This is a genomic window from Mesorhizobium sp. M0800, from assembly GCF_040320095.1.
GTDB lineage: Bacteria > Pseudomonadota > Alphaproteobacteria > Rhizobiales > Rhizobiaceae > Mesorhizobium.
Map to the genome: position 1 here is coordinate 1 of NZ_JAMYOZ010000053.1, position 19616 is coordinate 19616.

At 63.3% G+C, this 19616-nt stretch carries 22 protein-coding genes and 1 pseudogene; 18 read left to right on the forward strand and 5 right to left on the reverse strand.

What is annotated here, in order from left to right:
- Window positions 1–294 precede the first annotated feature (294 nt).
- The 3 genes from NKI18_RS31970 to NKI18_RS31980 all read left to right on the forward strand — a co-directional run bounded on the left by NKI18_RS31970 (window position 295) and on the right by NKI18_RS31980 (window position 1378).
- Window positions 295–726 carry a DoxX family protein gene (locus tag NKI18_RS31970; RefSeq protein WP_352621444.1) on the forward strand — a complete coding sequence of 144 codons (432 nt, stop codon included), beginning with the start codon at window positions 295–297 and terminating at the stop codon, window positions 724–726.
- Complete coding sequence (locus NKI18_RS31975) at window positions 713–901, forward strand: hypothetical protein (RefSeq protein ID WP_352621445.1); 189 nt, start codon at window positions 713–715, stop codon at window positions 899–901. The genes NKI18_RS31970 and NKI18_RS31975 overlap by 14 nt, the downstream gene beginning before the upstream one ends.
- Window positions 902–1024: 123 nt before the next feature.
- On the forward strand, window positions 1025–1378 hold the full coding sequence (locus tag NKI18_RS31980; protein ID WP_352465355.1) for a hypothetical protein: 354 nt from the start codon (window positions 1025–1027) through the stop codon (window positions 1376–1378).
- 72 nt (window positions 1379–1450) lie between these two features.
- On the opposite strand, the gene NKI18_RS31985 is transcribed toward NKI18_RS31980, so the two are convergent.
- Both NKI18_RS31985 and NKI18_RS31990 read right to left on the reverse strand, forming a co-directional pair.
- Window positions 1451–1756: a hypothetical protein gene (locus NKI18_RS31985; RefSeq protein ID WP_023675713.1), complete on the reverse strand. Its 306-nt coding sequence runs from the start codon at window positions 1754–1756 to the stop codon at window positions 1451–1453.
- A 713-nt stretch (window positions 1757–2469) separates the two neighbouring features.
- Window positions 2470–3288: a class I SAM-dependent methyltransferase gene (locus NKI18_RS31990; protein ID WP_352621446.1), complete on the reverse strand. Its 819-nt coding sequence runs from the start codon at window positions 3286–3288 to the stop codon at window positions 2470–2472.
- 371 nt (window positions 3289–3659) lie between these two features.
- Here NKI18_RS31990 and NKI18_RS31995 point away from each other — a divergent pair, with 371 nt between their 5' ends.
- From NKI18_RS31995 to NKI18_RS32030, 8 genes and pseudogenes are all read left to right on the forward strand, one after another.
- Complete coding sequence (locus tag NKI18_RS31995) at window positions 3660–4064, forward strand: hypothetical protein (RefSeq protein ID WP_352621448.1); 405 nt, start codon at window positions 3660–3662, stop codon at window positions 4062–4064.
- Window positions 4065–4067: 3 nt separating this feature from the next.
- On the forward strand, window positions 4068–4472 hold the full coding sequence (locus NKI18_RS32000) for a hypothetical protein (protein ID WP_352621450.1): 405 nt from the start codon (window positions 4068–4070) through the stop codon (window positions 4470–4472).
- Window positions 4450–5067, forward strand: a pseudogene (locus NKI18_RS32005) (terminase large subunit domain-containing protein); the annotation flags it as partial. The gene NKI18_RS32000 and the pseudogene NKI18_RS32005, both read left to right, overlap by 23 nt.
- Window positions 5068–5399: 332 nt before the next feature.
- Window positions 5400–6155, forward strand: coding sequence for a phage terminase large subunit family protein (locus NKI18_RS32010; protein ID WP_502900798.1), 756 nt, complete (start codon window positions 5400–5402; stop codon window positions 6153–6155).
- The gene (locus tag NKI18_RS32015) at window positions 6152–6745 is read left to right on the forward strand and encodes a hypothetical protein (RefSeq protein WP_352621451.1); all 594 of its coding nucleotides are present in this window, start codon (window positions 6152–6154) and stop codon (window positions 6743–6745) included. The genes NKI18_RS32010 and NKI18_RS32015 overlap by 4 nt, the downstream gene beginning before the upstream one ends.
- A gap of 511 nt (window positions 6746–7256) precedes the next feature.
- Window positions 7257–8420 carry an acyltransferase family protein gene (locus tag NKI18_RS32020; RefSeq protein ID WP_352621453.1) on the forward strand — a complete coding sequence of 388 codons (1164 nt, stop codon included), beginning with the start codon at window positions 7257–7259 and terminating at the stop codon, window positions 8418–8420.
- A gap of 184 nt (window positions 8421–8604) precedes the next feature.
- Window positions 8605–10347 (forward strand): portal protein, encoded by a 1743-nt coding sequence (locus NKI18_RS32025; protein ID WP_352621455.1) that lies wholly within the window; start codon window positions 8605–8607, stop codon window positions 10345–10347.
- Window positions 10344–10664, forward strand: a complete 321-nt coding sequence (locus tag NKI18_RS32030; RefSeq protein WP_352621457.1) for a Bbp19 family protein — start codon at window positions 10344–10346, stop codon at window positions 10662–10664. The genes NKI18_RS32025 and NKI18_RS32030 overlap by 4 nt, the downstream gene beginning before the upstream one ends.
- Before the next feature lie 225 nt (window positions 10665–10889).
- Here the strand turns inward: NKI18_RS32030 and NKI18_RS32035 are convergent, their stop codons facing one another.
- The 3 genes from NKI18_RS32035 to NKI18_RS32045 all read right to left on the reverse strand — a co-directional run bounded on the left by NKI18_RS32035 (window position 10890) and on the right by NKI18_RS32045 (window position 11996).
- Window positions 10890–11207, reverse strand: a complete 318-nt coding sequence (locus tag NKI18_RS32035; RefSeq protein ID WP_352621459.1) for a YMGG-like glycine zipper-containing protein — start codon at window positions 11205–11207, stop codon at window positions 10890–10892.
- Between the two features lie 194 nt (window positions 11208–11401).
- Window positions 11402–11803: a type II toxin-antitoxin system HicB family antitoxin gene (locus NKI18_RS32040; RefSeq protein ID WP_352621460.1), complete on the reverse strand. Its 402-nt coding sequence runs from the start codon at window positions 11801–11803 to the stop codon at window positions 11402–11404.
- Between the two features lie 4 nt (window positions 11804–11807).
- A complete protein-coding gene (locus NKI18_RS32045; RefSeq protein ID WP_352621462.1) occupies window positions 11808–11996 on the reverse strand; it encodes a type II toxin-antitoxin system HicA family toxin in 189 nt (62 codons plus the stop codon).
- A 109-nt stretch (window positions 11997–12105) separates the two neighbouring features.
- Here NKI18_RS32045 and NKI18_RS32050 point away from each other — a divergent pair, with 109 nt between their 5' ends.
- The 7 genes from NKI18_RS32050 to NKI18_RS32080 all read left to right on the forward strand — a co-directional run bounded on the left by NKI18_RS32050 (window position 12106) and on the right by NKI18_RS32080 (window position 19503).
- On the forward strand, window positions 12106–12678 hold the full coding sequence (locus NKI18_RS32050) for a hypothetical protein (RefSeq protein WP_352621464.1): 573 nt from the start codon (window positions 12106–12108) through the stop codon (window positions 12676–12678).
- A gap of 218 nt (window positions 12679–12896) precedes the next feature.
- Complete coding sequence (locus NKI18_RS32055) at window positions 12897–13805, forward strand: hypothetical protein (RefSeq protein WP_352621466.1); 909 nt, start codon at window positions 12897–12899, stop codon at window positions 13803–13805.
- A 23-nt stretch (window positions 13806–13828) separates the two neighbouring features.
- Window positions 13829–14818 carry a Coat protein gene (locus tag NKI18_RS32060; RefSeq protein ID WP_352621468.1) on the forward strand — a complete coding sequence of 330 codons (990 nt, stop codon included), beginning with the start codon at window positions 13829–13831 and terminating at the stop codon, window positions 14816–14818.
- Window positions 14819–15025: 207 nt separating this feature from the next.
- A complete protein-coding gene (locus NKI18_RS32065; protein ID WP_031211513.1) occupies window positions 15026–15271 on the forward strand; it encodes a hypothetical protein in 246 nt (81 codons plus the stop codon).
- 289 nt (window positions 15272–15560) lie between these two features.
- Complete coding sequence (locus NKI18_RS32070) at window positions 15561–16163, forward strand: phage connector family protein (RefSeq protein WP_352621470.1); 603 nt, start codon at window positions 15561–15563, stop codon at window positions 16161–16163.
- Window positions 16160–18616: a phage tail protein gene (locus NKI18_RS32075; protein ID WP_352621472.1), complete on the forward strand. Its 2457-nt coding sequence runs from the start codon at window positions 16160–16162 to the stop codon at window positions 18614–18616. Before NKI18_RS32070 ends, NKI18_RS32075 begins: the two co-directional genes overlap by 4 nt.
- A gap of 218 nt (window positions 18617–18834) precedes the next feature.
- Entirely contained in the window at window positions 18835–19503 is a 669-nt protein-coding gene (locus NKI18_RS32080) for a hypothetical protein (protein WP_352621474.1), read from the forward strand.
- Window positions 19504–19616 lie beyond the last annotated feature (113 nt).

Genomic DNA, 19616 nt, shown 5'->3' on the forward strand with positions numbered 1-19616 from the left:
GGGGTGTACGGGCTTCCGTCGCAGCGGGTGATCCGGTCATGACCCGGGTCGCCCGCCAGCCCAATCCTGCATGATTCGAGAGACACAAGGGGTGTTGGACGGAATGCCGCCGGCGCCAAGCTGGAGCACCCCTCATCCGTCGCCTTCGGCGACACCTTCTCCCACAAGGGGAGAAGGGAAGGCGCCACTTTGGTGCCGCGCTTGTATCCTGCAGGTTTTTCGGGGGATGATGTCGGGCTTGCGGCTGGTGGTGCGTCCTTGGGGCACAACCATCGTAACTCTTGGGAGGACATCATGACCTTGGAAACCGCTCAATCATCCGTTCAGTCGCCGTGGCAGACCGCGGCAATCCTTATCGCCCGCCTGATCTTTGCCGCCGTCTTCCTGATGGCCGTGATCTTCAAATTCGTCGATATCGGCGCCACCGCCGGCTATATCGCGGCGGCCGGGTTTCCGTTCCCGCTGTTCCTGGCCTGGTGCGCAGCCCTGCTCGAGGTCGTCCTCGTTCTATGCTTCCTGACCGGCGCCTTCTTCTCATGGGCAGCACTCGTCGCCGGCGCCTATGTGCTGTTCCTTGGCTTCGCCTTCCACGGGCCCTCGCACTGGGCCGGCAACCAGGCCGAGTTCGGCTTCTTCGTCGATCACTTCACCTTCCTGGCCGGGCTGCTGTTCGCCGCCGTGCACGGGCCGGGCAGGGTCCTGGCGCTGAGGCTTGGCAGGGCGTGATGCCCAATCTCGCATCCGGCGTTCTCGTAAAGGCGCTCAGAAGGGTGGCTGCGACAATGGCGGTCGGGTCTATGACCGCGACCAGGGCCAGATCGGCAGCACGATCCGCACCAGCATCGTCGTGACGATCGAGAGCGGCCGGATACCGTCATTCAGGCCATCGCAGGTCGAGTGAAATAAAAGCGAGAGCTAAAGTACGAGCGTTCGAGGTTTATGCTTTTTGTAGATGCGCCTGCATTCCCTCTGTACTTCCAACATTCGGCGGGCTAAGCAAGACGCGGGTCTTGAGGGGGAATTCATGAACATCGCCACGCGTTTTGCTGCCGCCATGATCGGCACGTCTCTGCTTGCCGGCTGCACTACCTTGACCGAAGGCGAATTCAACACGATGCATACCACGCTTGAAGGTAGCCCTGTCACCAAGCGCGTGGCGATCAACGAATGCATTGCACGCGAGAGGTCCACGCCGCTCAACGAAAGAAAGACTTACGCAGCAATCATGAATGTCAGTGTCGCAAAATACGATAGCGCCTTTTGTAACCGGCTCTTTAATGCCGTTGCTAATGGCAGGCTGACTTACGCGGACTACCGCAGGCTTTCCTCGCCGGGGGCCGACAGCAGCAAGTTGATCAAGATCCTGCAGGGCCGCTAGCAGGCGCCGCCAGCAGTCTTGCCGCCCTGGAGCGGCAAAGCCGGTATCGCCGCGTCAGCTCCGATCGCGGTGTCACATCTGGTCGTTGTAAGGTTCCTTGATCTGACCAACCATGCGCGCCAGTTTCGAGAAGGACGGCATGTCCGTCTCCGGCTGACACTGATTGGCCAACTCCAGCAGTCGAATCGGGAAGTTGACTGCATCGCGGCTCGACGCCGACATGCCCTCGGACCTTTCCTCGTTGGTCTCGCTGGCTTCGGCCTTGCGCAAGGCGATGTCTATCTCCTCGACGGAGAGCACGCCCTTGCGGACCAGGACCTGATTGATCGATGCGATGGCCATAAGCAGGCCTTCGAGTTGCAGATTGGCGACGTTCATGGCTTTTGCTCCCATTGGCTGGGGTTCAAACGCGCGAATGCCTGTTCTGATCCGCGGCTGCGGCTGCTCGTCGGCCGGTGAGATGCCTCGGCAAATGGAGGAAGCGCCAATTGCCGACGCTGCGTTCGCGCCCACAAAGTGGCTGGCGGGCAACGCGAGGCGCTGAAGAGAAATTCGGTTTTTTGTCGCCGCGCCACATTTTGTTCTTGCTTTGTGCCGGCAGCTATGCTACTAATTTGGGTATGGTGCCAATTGGCTCCAACGACCCGCCCGCCGAGGCGGGTTTTTGTTTTCAGGCTTCTTTTCGATCGAACGTTGCTTGTGTTGCCGGCTGTGAAGTCGGCGGGACAGCGCCCGGGACAGGACCCCCCTCTGTCCTGCCGGCCATCTCCCCCTCAAGTGGGGAGATTGGCGGTTTCGGCGCTGCGCTCTTCCTGCAACGTTGGAGATTGGCGAAAGCCGCCGCGAAAGCCGATCTCCCCCCAAGTGGGGGAGATGTCCGGCAGGACAGAGAGGGGCGCGAAGGAATGCAGCCTAGCGGTCTTCTTGGAAGGTCAATCGGGAGGCGGACAAGGCGAGGCGCTGAAAGGAAATCGCATTTTTTTGTCGCCGCGCCACATTTTGTTCTTGCTTTGTGCCGGCAGCTATGCTACTAATCTGGGTATGGTGCTAATTGGCTCCAACGACCCGCCCGCCGAGGCGGGTTTTTTGTTTCAGGCCGGTTTGGAGACGATCACGGCGAGAGAGGCGAGTTTTCCGTCACTCAGGCTTCGGATGTAGTTGCGGCGGCGCTGCAGGAATTCCGCGCCCATGACGACTTCATTTGCCTGCTGCTGCGCCGGCGAGGGCACGATGCCGGAATTGGCCCTCTTCAGCGCCAGCTCAACATGTTCGCCGGTTTCGTCGACGATTTCGTCGATACGAAATCCGGCATCGACAAACAGGGTTTTCAATTTTTCCCGATCGGCGAGGTGGCTGGTCGCCGCAGAAACCGCCCAGGGCATGGGATAGTAGGGCTCGCCGCCGGCGAGCACGGCTTCGGTCCAGATCAGCCTGCCTCGCGGTTTCAGCACGCGCCAGGCCTCGTCGATGACCGCGGCCTTGTTCTCGATGTTCATGCCGACATAGAAGCAGATCGCCGCATCGAAGGTGCTGTCGCCAAAAGGCAGTTTCGTTGCGTCGGCCTGATGGAAGCGAACCTTGTCTGCCAGTCCGCTGAGTGCGGTCAGTCGGCTCGACGCGGCGACAAAGGCTGGTGTCAGGTCGATGCCGTCGACCTGGCAGCCATAGGTCGAGGCCAGAAACCTTGCCGGCCCGCCAATGCCGCTGCCGATATCCAGGATCCGATCTCTCGGCGAAGGAGCAAGACGGGCCGCATGCTCCCGCGTGGCGATCAGTTCGCGGCCATGGAGCTGATCGAATGGATAGAGTTGCGCGGCCGCGAGTTTTCCGGCCGGGTCGGCGTCCGGGATCGCGGCCAATATGCGATCGACGATGCCGTCGCTGCCGTAGTGACTGGTGACATTGCCCATGACGCGTTCCCCTCAAGCGCAACCACCATCCCATCAACGCAAGTCTCACGCAATGCCCGCCTTTTCGCCCCTCCTTCCAGCCGTTCACCGACGAGGGTGCGAGGTCGTCAGTGCATTTTCTGCCGCCGTGCCACGTTTGTTCTTGCTTTGTGCCGGCAGCTGTGCTACTAATCTGGGTATGGTGCCAATTGGCTCCAACGACCCGCCCGCCGAGGCGGGTTTTTCATTTCGGGCTCCTGTTCGACCGAATGTTGCGTGTGCTGCCGAGGTATGTCTGCGCGAATGAACGCGACCGACTATTCCGGTCCGCAACCACCTATCGTCCATAGATTTCCCAACGCGCTCGTGCGCCCACTTCAGAGAACATCCCCATGTCCAACCGTTACGCCACCATCATCACCGACGATGACGGCCGCGAGGTCGTCAGCGCTATTGGCGAGTTCGCCGGCGCCGCACCCTATGCACGCCATGGCCGCTTCGAGCCGGTGGCGGCCGGCGTGCGGATCGGCATGGTGCGCGGCGGTACCGTCGATGCGGTCGGCGGCTTTGGCTTCCCGTCGGGAGCACTCGACGGCAACGCGGTGGCAATTCTCAGGGCAAGGCTGAATGCCTTGCCTGACGCCGGTGCGATGAAGCCCGGCACGACGACTGATGCGAAACCGGCAAGCCAGCCGCGGAAGCCGAAGTCGGCACGCGCCGGCAAGAAGGCCAGGCCGCGCAAGCGCATCGTGCGGCCAGGCAACAAGAAGCCGATGTCCGCCGGGACGGCGGAGTAGGGCATGGCCAAGGCTCCTTCCGCCGGCGATCCGCAGCCGCACGATCAAGCACCCGGCAAGCCCGGCCGAACCAGGCGGGCGAAGAAGACGCTGGCCGATGGCTTTCTCGAAGCGATCCGCGCCGATTTCCGCGCCCATGGCGCCAGCGTCATCGCCGAGGTGCGCGCCGAAAAGCCCGATCAGTATCTGAAGCTCGTGCTGTCGGTGCTGCCCAAGGATCTTAGTGTCAACATCAACAATCTGGATGCATTGAGCGATGACGAAATCAGGCAGCGAATCCGCGGCCTCGAAGCCGTCCTTAGGCCGTTCCTCGAGAAGCCGGGCTTCGCAAAAGGCCTCGCAGAGCCGGGCGGCAAGGACGGAATATCTCAGCCTGCTGGCGGAGCTGGACCGCAGGCGCCGCACTAACCAGCTTGCCGCCTATCGGCCCTATTCCAGGCAGGCCGAGTTCCATGCAGCCGGCGCGACCAATCGCGAGCGCCTGTTCATGGCCGGCAACCAGCTCGGCAAGACCAGGGCCGGCGGCGCCGAATGGGCGATGCACCTCACCGGCCGCTATCCCGACTGGTGGCAAGGCAAGGTTTTCGACTGTCCGGTTCGGATGTGGGCGGCCGGCGTCACCGGCGAAAGCACGCGCGACAATCCGCAGCGCATCCTGATCGGCCCGCCGCAGCAGCAGGCGGCCTGGGGCACCGGCATGATCCCGGCCGACGCCCTCGTCAGCACGATGGCGGGGCGGGCGCCGGGCGCGCTCGACAGCGTCGTGGTGCGCTGGGGCGGCGGTGGCGACGTCCAGGCCGGCGAATCGGTGCTGTCGTTCAAGAGCTACGAGAAGGGTCGCGAGAAATGGCAGGGTGAAACGCTGCACGGCGTCTGGTTCGACGAGGAGCCGCCGCTCGACATCTATTCCGAAGGGCTGACCCGCACCAACGCCACCGGCGGCATCACCATCGTCACCTTCACGCCGCTGCTCGGCATGTCGGACGTGGTGCTGTTGTTCTTGTCGGCGGAGGAGGTGGGAGGGATGGGGAGGAGGTGAGGCAAGTTCAGGAAAGAAGCATTCGCTCCTCTCATCCGTTGCGTTCCTTCGCGCCCCCCTCTGTCCTGCCGGACATCTCCCCCACGAGGGGGGAGATTGGCAATTTCACCGGCCGCGCTTTGCAGTCGACGTTGGAGGTTGGCGAAAGCTGGAGTGGCATCCGATCTCCCCCCTTGTGGGGGAGATGTCCGGCAGGACAGAGAGGGGCGCTGTCCCGCCATCGGAAAGTTCTTTGTCAAACAGCATCATCCGTCCGGCGCCTGCCACCACGATTCAATGCCGCGAGGGTGAGAACAATGACCCGTCACGTCACCTTCATGACCATCGACGATGCCGAGCACTATACGCCGGAGCAGCGCGCCGAGATCGTTGCCGCCTATCCGGCGCATGAGCGGGAAGCCAGGGCAAAAGGCATTCCAGTGCTCGGCTCCGGCCGCATCTTTCCGGTGGCCGAGGAGCAGATCGCCTGCGAGCCGTTCCCGCTGCCGCGCTACTGGCCAAGGCTCGGCGCGCTCGATTTCGGCTGGGATCATCCCTCGGCCGCGGTCGAACTGGCCTGGGATACCGAGGCCGATGTGGTCTATGTCACGAAAGCCTGCCGCGCCTCGCGCCAGACGCCGGCGATGCAGGCGCTGACGCTGAAACCGTGGGGCGAATGGCTGCCCTGGGCATGGCCGCGCGACGGCCGCCGCGAGACGCTGGAAGGTGCCGGCACCGCACTTGCCAGGCAATATTCGGCACATGGGCTGAACATGCTCGCCAGCCATGCGCAGTTCGCCGACGGTTCGGTATCGGTCGAGGCCGGGCTGATGGAGATGCTCGACCGCATGCAATCAGGCCGGTTCAAGGTGTTCTCGACGCTTTTGCCGTGGTTCGAGGAGTTCCGGCTCTATCACCGCAGGGACGGCCAGGTGGTGAAGCTGCACGACGATTTGATGGCGGCGACCCGCTACGGCGTGATGATGCTGAGGGAAGCGGTGGTCGATCCGGCTCTGTTCAAGGCCGCGCGGCGGAAGGCGGGGCAGAGCGATCCGCTGGGGGCGTTTCGGTGAGGGTTCGCATCATTCCCGCCACCCTGCGCGATCTCTCCTACATCGCCGCCAACCTCCGGCCCGAAGATCGCGCCGAGATCGACTGCCAGTTCGACGCATGGTCGCCGGCGCTGCTGGCGCTGACGGCGCTGCAGGGCTTTGCTTACGTCGCCGAGCTCGACGGCAATCCGGAGGCCGGCTTTGGCGCTGCCGAGCAGCGCAGCGGGCTGTGGATCGCCTGGAGCTGGGGCACGCGCCGCATGAGGCGCTGCGTGCCTGGCATTACGGAATTCTTTCATGCCGTGCTCGGGCCTGAAGTTGCGGCGCGCGGCGCCTGGCGTGTCGAGGCCCGCGCCTTGGCGGCCAATCAACTGGCGCTGCGCTGGCTTGCCCGGCTGGGCGCTACGCAACGCTGCCGCCTGCCGGGCTATGGCCGGAACGGCGAGGATTTTCTGCTCTACGACTGGACAAGAGCCTCTCACTTTGGAGAAAACCATGTGCCTTTTTCAAAAGCCGCCGGCGCTGAAGCCGTTGCCGCCGACACCGACCATTGCCGACAAGGACGTGCAGGCGCGCGAAGCCGCCTTGCGAGCCCAGCTTGCGGCCAATGACGGCACCGCAGGAACGGTGAAGACCGATCTGTCGCCCAGTGAGCTGACCGGCCAGCGCCGCGTGCTGCTGGGGGTGTGACATGGGCGCCATGAGAAGAGTGTTCCGCAACCGGGTGCTGGCTTGGTGGTACTGGCGCCGGCACGCAAGGTTGGGGAAGAAGAGATAGACGGGAGCTTGTCTGCAGGGATCACAAAAGCCGCGATCCTTCGCGCCCCCCTCTGTCCTGCCGGACATCTCCCCCTCAAGTGGGGAGATTGGCTGTCATCACGGTCTTCGCCAATTTTCGAGGGTGCAGAAAAGGCGCTGTCCTCCAAGCTGCCAATCTCCCCACTTGAGGGGGAGATGTCCGGCAGGACAGAGGGGGGTGTTCAAGTGCATGCCTCTACAATTGCCCTGCGGTGTTCCGCGTTTTCCGTAACAGCACAGCGCAAATCGTGTTCCTTCCGCACGGTTGACATTCCTCCCTCAGCCGCCATGCTGCATTGCAACATGGCAATCGAGGAGTTCGGCATGACAGAAGCCCGGTCATCGCGCATCGAGTGCCTGGACGGGCTTCGGGCGCTTGCCGCGATCTGGGTGCTCATCGGGCACTGCTTGTTGTTGACCGGCTGGCAGATTCCTATTCTTGGCGAACCGGACCTCGGCGTCGATTTGTTCATCATGCTGTCCGGCTTCCTGATGGTGTTCCACTACCAGCTGCGCCAGGACAAGGAGCCCTGGCAAAGGCCGGAAACCTGGCTGAAATTCTGGACCCGCCGCTATTTCAGGATAGCGCCGCTGTTCTACGTCATGCTGTTCGCTGCCCTGGCGCTTGGCCCCTATCTCTACGGGTCGAGAATGATCATCGACGAGTTCCTGCTGAGGTCGCCGCAGGCGCCCGAGCGTTATCTCGACAGCGGCCTGAAGAATATCGGCGCCCATCTGCTGTTCCTGTTCGGCCTGGTGCCGAATTTCGCCTATCGCACGCCGCTGCCGGACTGGAGCCTCGGGCTGGAGATGCAGTTCTACACACTGTTTCCGGCCATCATGCTGCTGGTGCGCAGGCTTGACTGGCTATGGGCGGCCATCCTGACCGCGGCGATCGGCAGCGCGATGGTGTTCTTGATGGGACAATTATCGGTCCACTTTCCGATGCCGTCGTTCCTGCCGTTGAAGATGCAGATTTTCCTGTGCGGGATGCTGCTGGCGGGCGTCGTCCATCAAAGGCAGAAGCGGCCCTTCGTGCATCTGGCACTGGCCATGCTGCTGGCGGCGCTGCCCTTCGGCGGCGGCTATGGACTTGGCAAGCTGTTGATGCGGGAGGCGCTCGTGTTGGGGTTCTTTGCCCTGGTTCTCTACCGCATGCTGCCGGGAATGGCGGGTATCGTGGCCAGAAACATCGCCATGACGCTCGCCAACAGGTTCTTTCATTTGATGGGTGAGCTTTCCTTCAGCATCTATTTGATCCATCTGCTGGTTCTCCAGCCGGTGGCGGCTCTGGTCATCACCCAGTTCGGCCACGAATTGTCGGCGCCGCTGCGCTTTGCGATCGTCACCGTCGTCGTCTTGCCGGTGGTGTGCCTGCTGTCCTGGATCACCTACACGCTGATCGAAGTACCCGGCCAGAAGATGGGCCGTTTCGTGGTGCAGCGCTTTGGGCGCAAAGCCGCGCTGGAGACGACGCCGGCGGAATAAGGCGCTTCCAATCTCCCCCCTTGAGGGGGAGATGTCGCCGAAGGCGACAGAGGGGGTCGCCGATCCACGCGAGACGACCCCCTCTGTCCTACCGGACATCTCCCCCTCAAGGGGGGAGATCGGCAGCTTCGGCGTCTCGCCATTTCTTTCTTTTTCCCATTGAGTTCATCAAGCGAGGCTGACCATGAGCGATTCCCGTGCTCGCGATATTCTATCGCGACAGGCAGAACTGGAGAGCGAGCGCAGCCAGTACGAGCATGTCTGGGAGGCGGTGTCCGAATTCTGCGATCCCGACGCGCCCGATATGTGGAGTGGCCGCCGCCAGGCCGGCGTCGATTCGCAGGCTGAGCGGCAGGAGCGGCGCGGTGCGCGCGTCTACGCCAACACCATAAACTCGGCCGCCAACCGGCTGGCCGCGGGGCTGGAGAGCCTGATCATTCCGCAGTCGGAGAAATGGCATGGGTTGTCGACCGCAGCCATCAACGACGAAGAAACCGACGAGGAAAAGGAATGGGCGGAAGCGCTGCGCGACTTCCTGTTCTCGCTGCGCTATTCCGCCAATTCCAATTTCGTGCCGGCAACGCAGGCCTGCCTGCGCAATGTCGTGCGCTATGGCCCGGCCTATCTCTATGCCGAGGAGGGTTTTGGCGGCACGCTGATCCGCTATGCCTCGATCCCGGTGGTCGAGGGCTATCTCTCGCGCAATCGCTGGGGCCAGGTCGACATTTTCCACCGCCGCTACGAGCGCACGGCAAGACAGGCGGCGCAACTGCTCGGCTACGACAGACTGCCGGCGCGGATCAAGATTCTGGTCGACGACCCCGCCAAATGCGAGACCAAGATCTCGCTGATCCAGTGCATCCAGCCGCGCGACGAGCGCAAGATGTACAGCTTGAGCGGCTCCTACCAGTATCTCGACACGGCCTTCGCCTCCTACCATGTCATCGAGGACGAGGAGGCGATCGTCAGGGAAAGCGGTTTTCGCTCGTTCCCGGTGTCATGCTTCAACTGGCGCCGCTACGAGGGCGATCCCTACGGCATCTCGCCGACCATAGAAGCGCTGACGACGGTGCGCGAGGAGAACGCGGTGCGGCGCTCCGGCCTGCGCGCGCTGCAGCAGATCACCGATCCGGCGACTGCCTCCAAGGCTCGCCTCGACTATGTGCCGGTGCTCAATCCCGGCGAGAACTATCCCGGCCTCATCGACGATGCCGGCCGGCCGCTGATCGCGCCGATCGCCACCGGCCAGAACCCGACCTATGCCTTCAATTACGCCGACAGCCGGGCCGAGGAGATCCGTGACATGATGTTCGTCAACCTGTTCCAGACGCTGGTGCAGAACCCGCAGATGACGGCGACCGAAGCCTTGATCCGACAGGAGGAGAAGGGCGCGCTGCTCGGGCCGTCCGGTTCGATCATCCAGGCCGGCTTTGCCAGCAATCTCGACCGCGAGCTGGGTATTCTGGAAGACAAGGGACTTTACGAGGAAGACAGCCGCTTCCTGCCTCCGGCGAGCCTCGCCGGCAAGGCGCTGCGGCCGACCTTCACCGGTCCGCTCGACGTGCTGCGCCGCTCGGCCGAAGCGCGCGACACCATCCAGGTTGTCACCACGGCCATGCAGATGGCGCAGTTCGATCCCGGCGTGATGGACAATATCGACGGCGACGAGGCGCTGAAGATCGTGCAGGGCGCCGGCCGCAGCCCGCAGCGCATTTTTCGCCGCCAGGATGAGGTGGCGGGCATCCGCGATGCCAGAGCCAAGGCTCAAGCTGAACAGGCCGGCATGGCGGCGATGGCTGCCGCCGGCAAGGTCGCCAGGGATGCCGTGCCGGCGGCAGTGCAGGCGCGCGACAGCGGCCTGCTCGACGGGCTCGGCGGACTGATGCCGCAGGCTGCGCAAGATGCTTCGGGCGGGCAGGGCGCATGAGCGGCAAACGCTTCGCCCATTCCAGCCAGGCCGGCGGCCCGGCCAAGGCGCGGGATGCCCTGGCCAAGGCCTATCTCAGGGTGTTCTCGGGCCAGGACGGCGAGATGGTGCTGGCCGACCTGACGGCCGTGACCGGCTATTACCGCCGCCCGTCCTACAGCGAGTGGCTGGCCAAGACCAAGACGCCGAACGGCTTCGAGCTGCACAGCGCGCTGAGCAATGCGCGGGCCGAAGTGGTGCAGCACATTATGGGGTTTTTGATGCTGGACGAGGCGCAACTGGCGGCACTGGAGAAGGCGGCGAGGCTGGAGGGGTAGGTAGGATAAGGTCCGAAAGGCGCGAGGCGCCCCCCTCTGTCCTGCCGGCCATCTCCCCCTCCAAGGGGGAGATCAGCAGCTTCGCCCTAGCCGCCAATCCTGCAACGTTGGTGATTGGCGGAAGCAGACAAGATACCCAATCTCCCCCCTTGAGGGGGAGATGGCCGGCAGGCCAGAGGGGGGTGCTGTCCCGCCGGCGTTGTCGTGATTGCAGCCCGCGCCGGCTCAATATTCGCCGTTGTAGTACCGGTCGTCGCAGGGGGCGGTGTAGATGCGGCCGCTGGTGCGATCCTGATAGCGGCAAAGCTGTTCGCTGCGCGGCTGCGGCGTGGTGGCGTTGCCGACGACGGCGCCCAGCAAGGCGCCGGCTCCGGCACCGATGACCGTGCTCTTGGTGTTGCCGCCGATCGCCTGGCCGGCAAGCGCGCCGGCGCCGGCGCCGAGCAGCGCACCGGTGCTGGTTCTCTGCTGTGCTTCGGTCTGCGCACAGCCTGCCAATGCGGCAGTCACCAGCATGGCGGCAATGGCTCTGGACATGGTCATCGTCTGGTACTCCCTTGAAACGTATGAGCTAATACACGGGGCGATTTTGCCAAGTGCGGTCGCATTTGCGGCGGAACATAGGCACCGTGCCTCACGAAATAAGACATGGTTGTTTTTGTCTGACGGCCTGATCCGCAAAGAAAGTAACCGAACAAGACCCAAAGAGCTTCATCTCCAGTCGACCTTCGAGAGCGCTACGCTGCCTCGATCTGCATTACCTTTTTCGCCGCAGCGGCCAGAAATCCGGATCGGCTGTAGCCGTGGCGCTCCGCATATCGGTCAATCTGATCGAGGACATCTTCCGGAATGGTGACATTGACACGCACGACCTTCGCAGCTTCAGCTTTCAAGGGAACCAGGATGGCGACACCGCTCAGATTGTCCTTGTCCGACATCACCTCCTCCAGGGACGACGGTACGGGAATGGCCTCGCCATCCTCGACCAGCCCCTCGACATGAAAGGCCAGTGCTTCCCCGGCCATGGCACGGGCATCATCCAGGTTGACGCCGGCTGTCACCAGGCCCGGAAAATCGGGAAAGGAGACGCCGAAGTCGCTGTCCGCTTGCTTGTGGATCAATCCGATATAGTTCCGCATTTCTCTACCTCAGCTTCACGCCGGATCGTTTTTCAATACTCTTGAGAGTGCCGATCGGGATGTCGCGCTTGGGATGCGGAACTGTCACCCGGCCCGGCTTGGATTTGTGCTTGAACTGGGCGTGACTTCCTTTTCGAGCCACTTCGTACCAGCCATCCGCCAACAGCCTGTGAATGACATCGGCGCTCTTCATGTTGTGTATAGATACACATAACTGATCCAAATGTCATGAGCTTTTGCCGCTGTTGCGTGCGGCGGCCCAGCCGACCCCGTTTTCAATCCCGCAAGAATGGAGATACCAAATGACCCGAGGTCTTCCCCGGACGCTTTCGCGTGCCGCCGCCAGAGAAGCCGGCCTTGCCCCACCCAGGGCAGGGCTTACCGCCAGGACGACCGGACAGGGCGGCGCCTACCGCACCGTCTTTTCGTTCAATGCCATGCCGGTGCCGGTCACCGATGCGCAGGGCTTTGCCAGCCAGAAGCTCTTCGACTTTCTCGATGGCAAGGTCCGCATCAAGGGCGGCACGGCAAGATTGCAGTTCGCCGTGCTGACGCCGCGCGCCTCGACCATCAACGACAATGCCGCGCTGACCTGGTCGCTCGGCTCGACGGCAGCATCGAGCGCTGTACTGGCAGGCACCATGGTCAATGTGGTGGGCGCGACCGGCCGTACGCTGGATGGCACGGGTGCCGCGCCGTCGAGCGCATCGATTGCCGATGTTGCCGCAGCCTTGACGCTCGACGGCACCGTGACGCCGGTCGACCTCTATCTCAACCTGGCGTTTGCGACCGGCACCGATATCGACGCCGACGGCACGCTGGCGGTGTCGGGCATCATCACGCTGCTCTGGGAGAACTGGGGCGATAATGCGTAGGCGCTAATCTCCCCCCTTGAGGGGGAGATGTTGCCGAAGGCGACAGAGGGGGTCGGTTCGACCGGGCGCGACGCCCGGCGACAGATGAGGTCGGCGCTCCACGCGCGGCTACCCCCTCTGGCCTGCCGGCCATCTCCCCCTCGAGGGGGGAGATACCAAGCTTCGCCGCCAGTGCTCTCATCACCGGCCTTTAATTCTGTAACAAAAGGAATCTTCTCATGACAGATCTGGCAGACGCCGGGTCCGTGGTGGCGGCGCCACCGGCGGGCAACCTTGCACGGCCACCGGCCAACGGGGACAACGGGTCCGCCCCGCCTACGGCCAAAAGTTGGTTTGACGGTCTTTCCGAAGGCAACCGCAAGCTTGCTGAAACCAAGGGCTGGACCAAGCCTGAAAGCCTCGATCGGGTCTTCGCCTCCTATGCGGAGCTGGAGCGGCAGCAGGGCGAGAGCCTGCGCGTTCCGGCAGCCGATGCAGCCGCGGAAGACTGGGACAGGTTCCATGCCCGGCTGCCCGAGGCGATGCGTCCGCTGACCTCGCCCGACAAGGTCGAGTACAGGCGCCCCGACCGGCTCCCCGAAAACTTCGCCTATTCGGACGAGCTCGCCAATGCGTCCAAGGCCTGGGCGGTCGAGGCAGGTGCTACCCCGAAGGTCGCACAGGCCTATCACGACCGCTTCGTCGGCTACATGGCCGAGCAGGCCAAGGCACAGCAAATCGCCCTTGCCCGCTCAGTCGAGACGACGCACGACGATCTCGTGCGGGATTGGGGACCGACCGGCAGCGATGGCTTTCGCCAGAAGCTCGAGGTCGCCAACCGGGCGATGAAAAAGCTCGGACTGGTCAATGCCTACAAGGCGAAGGGCATCCTTCTGCCGGACGGTGCCTTGACCGACCCGCAGATCGCCAAGGCGTTCCACGCCATCGGCGAGGCGATGTTCCGCGAAGACACGATCGACGGCAATGCTGCCTTGAGCGGAGGCAATCCCTTCAAGCGCAATGCCGCCGGCGAGCGCAACCTGACTGGCATCTCAGCCCTGGTCAAAAGCGACCCCGCCCGCGCCCGGCGGCTGGCACGCGAGGCCGGCGAAAATCCCGACCTGTGGATGCCCAACAATCCTCTTTAACCCGAACCTGAAGGAAGACAAAAATGGCAGACGCCTATACCCGTATCGCGGACGCGATCGTTCCCTCCGTCTATGCGCAATACTCGTTCGAGGAGCACGTCCAGTCGCTGGAGATTTACCAGGCCGGGATCCTGTTTTCCGACCCGTCGATCGCCTCGAAGCTCAGCCTGGGCGGACGTTCCGTCGACATGCCCGGCTGGAAGGACCTCGGCAACGATCCGTCCGAGCCGGTCAATGACGACCCGGCCGACTCGATCGAGATGAAGAAGATCGGCGCGCGCCGCGAAGTCGCGGCCCGCAATGTGCGTGCGCAGGCCTGGGGCATCCCGGACCTGACTTCGATCCTTGCCGGCGACGATCCGCAGAAGCTTATCGTGCGCCGCCAGACCGACTACTGGCAGCGCGCCAACAAGCTGACGCTGCTGGGCATACTGAAAGGCGTGCTGGCCGACAACATCGCCAATGACGGCAGTGACCTGGTGCGCGTCACCGGCGCCTCCATCGTCGACACCGACATCATCGAGGCCGCCTATCTGATGGGCGACCGCGCCGACAAGTTCAAGACGATCTGGATGCATTCGAAGCAGATGAAGGCGCTGAAGCTCGCCGACCTCATCGACTATGTGCCATCGTCCGAACAGGGCGGGCCGCTGATCCCTTATTACATGGGGCTCAGGGCCGTCGTCGACGACGACATTCCGGTCGCCGCGGGCGTCTACACGGCGTTCATGTTCAAGGACAAGGCTATCCTGTGGAACGAACTGCCGGTCAACACCGAAGGCGGCCCGCTCGAGTTCGACCGCAAGCCGCGGCAGGGCCATGGCGGCGGCGTCACCGAAATGGTCGGCCGCCGGCATTTCGTGCCGCATGTGCCGGGCACCCGCTTCCTCGATGCGTCCTCGGCCGGCGAATTTGCCACCGATGCGGAACTGGCGCTGGCGGCGAACTGGGACCGCACGGCGTCGAGCGTCAAGCACATGACGTTCATCGCGCTGAAGACGACCGAGGCCTGATCGGGCGAAGGGGCGGGCGTCAGACGTCCCGCCCCTTCGGGACGCCAGGTCGGCCGATGTGGCGAACCCCAAGTTCACCCACTGCGCTGCACCAGAGTGCGACTTTTGGCGTTCACCACATTATTCGTGTTGCCCTTCGGTCAATCGACGGCACCAAACAGTTACAAGAAAGGGCGATGCTGCCTTGTCTTGGTAAGGGAGGTCACCATGAACATGAAGTACAAAACAGTTCAGGAAGTGCTCCGAAAAGCGGGCATTGTCATGAGCAAGAAGGGGGAAGTTCATCGCATAAACTTCTTCAGCGGCCTGGAAGACACCGCCTACTACACGCCAAGTCTTCAGGACGCCCTGGACAGGGGCTTGGCTTTGGCGGGAGGTGCCGGAAGGGTGAAAGCAAGCGTCTTTGCCAAGTCAGCTGAAACAGGGATCTCGACCGGCGCACACGTCGGCTGACACAATTCATGCAAGACATCGCCGCGTTGCGCGGCGGTGTCCTGAAACTGCAACAACCGAAGCTTTGCCGTCTTCCTTACTTCGAACGGAAAAGAGGCGGATCACGCAGCGCCTGCCACCCGTGTCCTGACGGGGCGGTTGGCGTTGTGACGCTAGATGCACGAGACGTGCAACGTTCTGCCCAAGCCACAAATCACAAAAAATCCCCAGCCGCTTCGAAGCGGCTTTTTGCCGTGGAGGCACCATGCCCCGTTTTCCCCGACCAATCACACAGCCGGAGGCCTGAGCCATGGCCATCACCCCGCTCGACATCGCCAACATGGCGCTCGCCGTGCTCGACGAGGCGCCGATCGAAAGCCTCGACCAGGATGCCAAGGCGGCACGCCTGCTCAATCTGCATTTTGACCTGACCCGCGAGGCCGAATTGACCAAGCACGCCTTTGTCTTCGCCATCCTGGCGGCCTCGGTCGCCGGCTTCGACACCGGCAGCGGCGCTGGCACGCTGAACTTCGCCTATGAGCTTCCCGCCGATTGCCTGCGGCCCTTGCCGCTGACAGGGAATGGCGAGCCGGATGGCGTTCCGCTCTCATGGCGGCAGGAGGCCGGGCTGATCTATTCGGATCACGCCGGACCGCGCGTCATCCGCTATGTCGCCAATCTGACCGACCCCAACGACTGGGACGCGCTGTTCAGCGAAGTGCTGGTGGCGGCGCTCGCCATCAAGATCGCCCATCCGTTGACCCACAAGGCCGGCATGATCGACGTCGCCCGTAGCGCCTATGACAGGGCGCTGGACGCCGCCTATTCGGCCAATGCCATCCAGCGCGGCGGCAGATCTTCCACAATTTCCTGGGCTTTCCAGCGCGGCGACAGCCGGGGCGTCGGCCGATGACCACGCTCTATCCGATCCAGGATGCTTTCATCCGCGGCGAGATTTCTCCCCGCTTGCATGCTCGCGCCTCGCTCGACCTCTACCGGGCGGCGCTGTCGAAATGCACGAACTTCGTCACGCTGCCGCATGGCGGTATCAGGAAGCGTGGCGGCACCTATTTTTGCGCGCAGGTGAAGGTTCCGTCAAAGGCGACACGGCTGATCCCGTTCATCTTCTCGGCCGACCAGGCCTATGCGCTCGAATTCGGCGATCTCTACATCCGCGTCTATGCATATGGCGCGCGCGTCGGCACGGTCGAAGTCGTTTCGCCTTATCCCGAGGCCGATCTGTTCGACCTGCAATTCGTCCAGTCGGCAGACCAGATGTGGATCACCCACAAGGGTCATCCGGTCAAAGTGCTGACGCGCACCGCGCACACGACCTGGACGCTGGCCGATTTCGTCTTTCTCGACGGCCCTTACGACAAGATCAACACCACGGCCACGACGTTGACGCCGGCCGCAACCGGCAACGCCATGCCGGTCATGGTCGCGAATACGCTGCCAAGCGGCACGGTCAGCAACAGCAACGGCTCATCCGACGTGTGGCAGGTGTTCGATGGCGACAAGCAGAAGGGGGAGAACATAGCGGGTTTTCCGAGCGGGTATCTGCGCTATCAGTTCGGCGGCGGCGGAGCCAAGACGGTCGACGCCTACTGGATTACCGCCACGAATGATCACTCAGACACTGCATCGCCGACCCAGTGGCAATTCCAGGCCTCGCGCAACGGCACCGACTGGACGACGCTCGACAGCCGGGACGGAGAGACGGGCTGGTCCAAGTCGGAAACCCGCTTCTTCGACGGCTTCAACAACACGGTTGCCTACGAATATTATCAGCTGCTGTTTTCAGGTGGCGGCAGCGACGGAACCGCTATCGCCGAACTGGCCCTGCACGAATACGCGCCGTCGCAAACGCCATTTGATCTCTCGGCCTCCTCGATCGTCGGCATCAATGACGGCATCGGCTTCCAGACCAGCGATGTCGGCCGTGCCATTCGTCTGCTTGGCGCGGATGGCTTCTGGCGCTGGGCCAAGATCGTTGCCCGGACCAGCACCACGGTGGTCACGGTCCAGTTGTACGGGCATGCTCTGCCCGATCTCAGCCCGATCATTCGGTGGCGTCTCGGCACGTTCGTGCCCGGCAAGTACGTCCAGAGCGGTTCGCTTTACGAGGAGCGTCTGGCGTTCAGCCGAAAATTCTCGGTCTATGCCTCGCAAACCGGCGATTTCGACAACTTCGCCACCGGTGAGAAAGACACCGACGCGCTGGAATTCGTGCAGGCAGGTGGCGGCCAGGCCAACGACATTACGTGGGTGGCGGAATCGGACGGCGCGCTGATCATCGGAACGCTTGGCGGGGTGAGGGCGCTGTCGGGTTCCGGGATCGACGAGGCGCTGACGCCGTCCTCGTTCAAGAACCGCCGGTCCCGGACTTTCGGTTGTGCCCCGCTGCGTCCCGTCGATGCGGGGCAGTCGTTCCTCTATGTGACCCGCTCCCGCAAATCGATCGCCGAGCTGACGCAAAACGCCACCGGCCGCTTCACCTCCGACGATGTCGGTCAGATATCGGAGCACATTCCCAAGAAAGGCGTCGTTGAACTCGCCTTCCAGACCGACCCCGACCCGCTGCTGTGGTTCCCGCTCGGAAATGGCGAACTCGGCGGCTACACGCACCAGCCGTCGCAGGACGTTCGCGGCATGCACATCCACCAGATCGCCGGAAGCTTCGCAGGATCGAACTGGGCCGTTGTCGAAAGCGCCGTGGTGACGCCCGGCCAGGACGGCAACGACGATCTCTGGCTGATCGTCAAGCGCACGATCGGCGGCGTGACCAGGCGCTATATCGAAATAAAGACCGCGCCGTTCGAGTATGGCGGGATCGGCGATGCATTCGAAGTCGACTGCGGCCTGAACTATGGCGGCGTCGCTGTGGGCACGGTCTCAGGGCTTGATCATCTCAACGGCGAAACAGCCGACGTCCTGGCCGATGGCAAAGTCTACAAGGGCCTTGCTGTGGCCGCTGGCGCGGTTTCTCTGCCCGGTGGAGCTACGGCAGCCAAATGGCAGGTCGGGCTCGGCTACCAGTCCGAAGCCAACACGCTGGAGCTCGATGTCGGCGGCCGCGACGGATCGATCGTCGGGCGGCGCAAGAAGGTGGCCAAGCTCATTCTTTCGCTGCTGGAAACCGACACAACCGGGCTTCAGGTCCAGTCGTTCATCCGCGGCCGCTGGGAGCAGGTTCGCATCCCGTCCGTGGTTGCACCCGACGGCATGGCGAAATTGTTCACCGGCAATGTCGAGGTGCCGATCGACGATAGCTGGGAAGGGCAGGGGCGGGTGAAGATCCGCCACGTCAATCCAACGCCCTGCACGATCAGGGCGATGACACCAGTGTTCGACGCCGAGCCTTAGAAACTGCTGATCTCCCCCCTCGAGGGGGAGATGTCGCCGAAGGCGACAGAGGGGGTCGGTTCGTCCTGACGCGGCCTCCTATAGCCTCCATCGCGGGGGAAGAACGCCGGCGCTCCACGCGAGACGACCCCCTCTGGCCTACCGGCCATCTCCCCCCTCGAGGGGGGGGAGATCACCCGCTCCGTCCTCCATCGCTTCCCCAACCAAGGAACCCACCCGTGACTCAACTCCCCCATGCCGAAGACCTCGGCAGGGCGCGGACGGCTGCCGATTTCGCTGCCATCCGCGCCTTGCTCGACACCGACCTCAACAATGCGATCGCCCGCAAGGCCGAGCTGGAAACGGAAAAGTTTCACGCGATCTTCGGCGCCGGCAATTTGACGGCGGCGCGTGCCGCATTGGACGACTGCAACGCTGAAATTGCGCTGATCGAGAAAACCATCGAGGACGCGGACGAGCGCCGCGTTGGCGCCCCCCTGGACGAACCCCCCGCCGAAGCTGCCGTCGCCACGCCTGCGCCCGGCGACGAGGTCAGGACAAAGGCCGAGGCGCTCGGCGAGCGCTGGCGCACGGTCCACTGGCTGATCGAACAACTGCGCCAGGAGCTGTTCGCTGCCGATGCCTTGAGCCGCGCCATCATCGCCAACGGCCTTTTCGATTCCGACGGCGCCGTCGGCCTGAAGGTCAACCTGACCACCATCCGGCGCATTGCCATGGCCGGCCCGCGGGCCGCCGCGCCATCGCGTCTCAGCCGCCCGGCGATCCAGGCCGACCGGCTGCTTTTATCCTTCCTCAGCCCCGGCGGCGTGCTCGACCGGCGGCCTACGATCGGTGCGCCGGTCGACGGCATCAAAAGCAAATTCATTCCCGCCGGCGAACGAGGCTGACCATGTGCACACTAGAGCGGTTCCTGATTTGACGGAATCGAAGGGGATTCCGGATCAGTCGGTTTTGTGATTCAAGATGCTGGCTGGAGTGGAGGCCAGCATCGGATGACGCG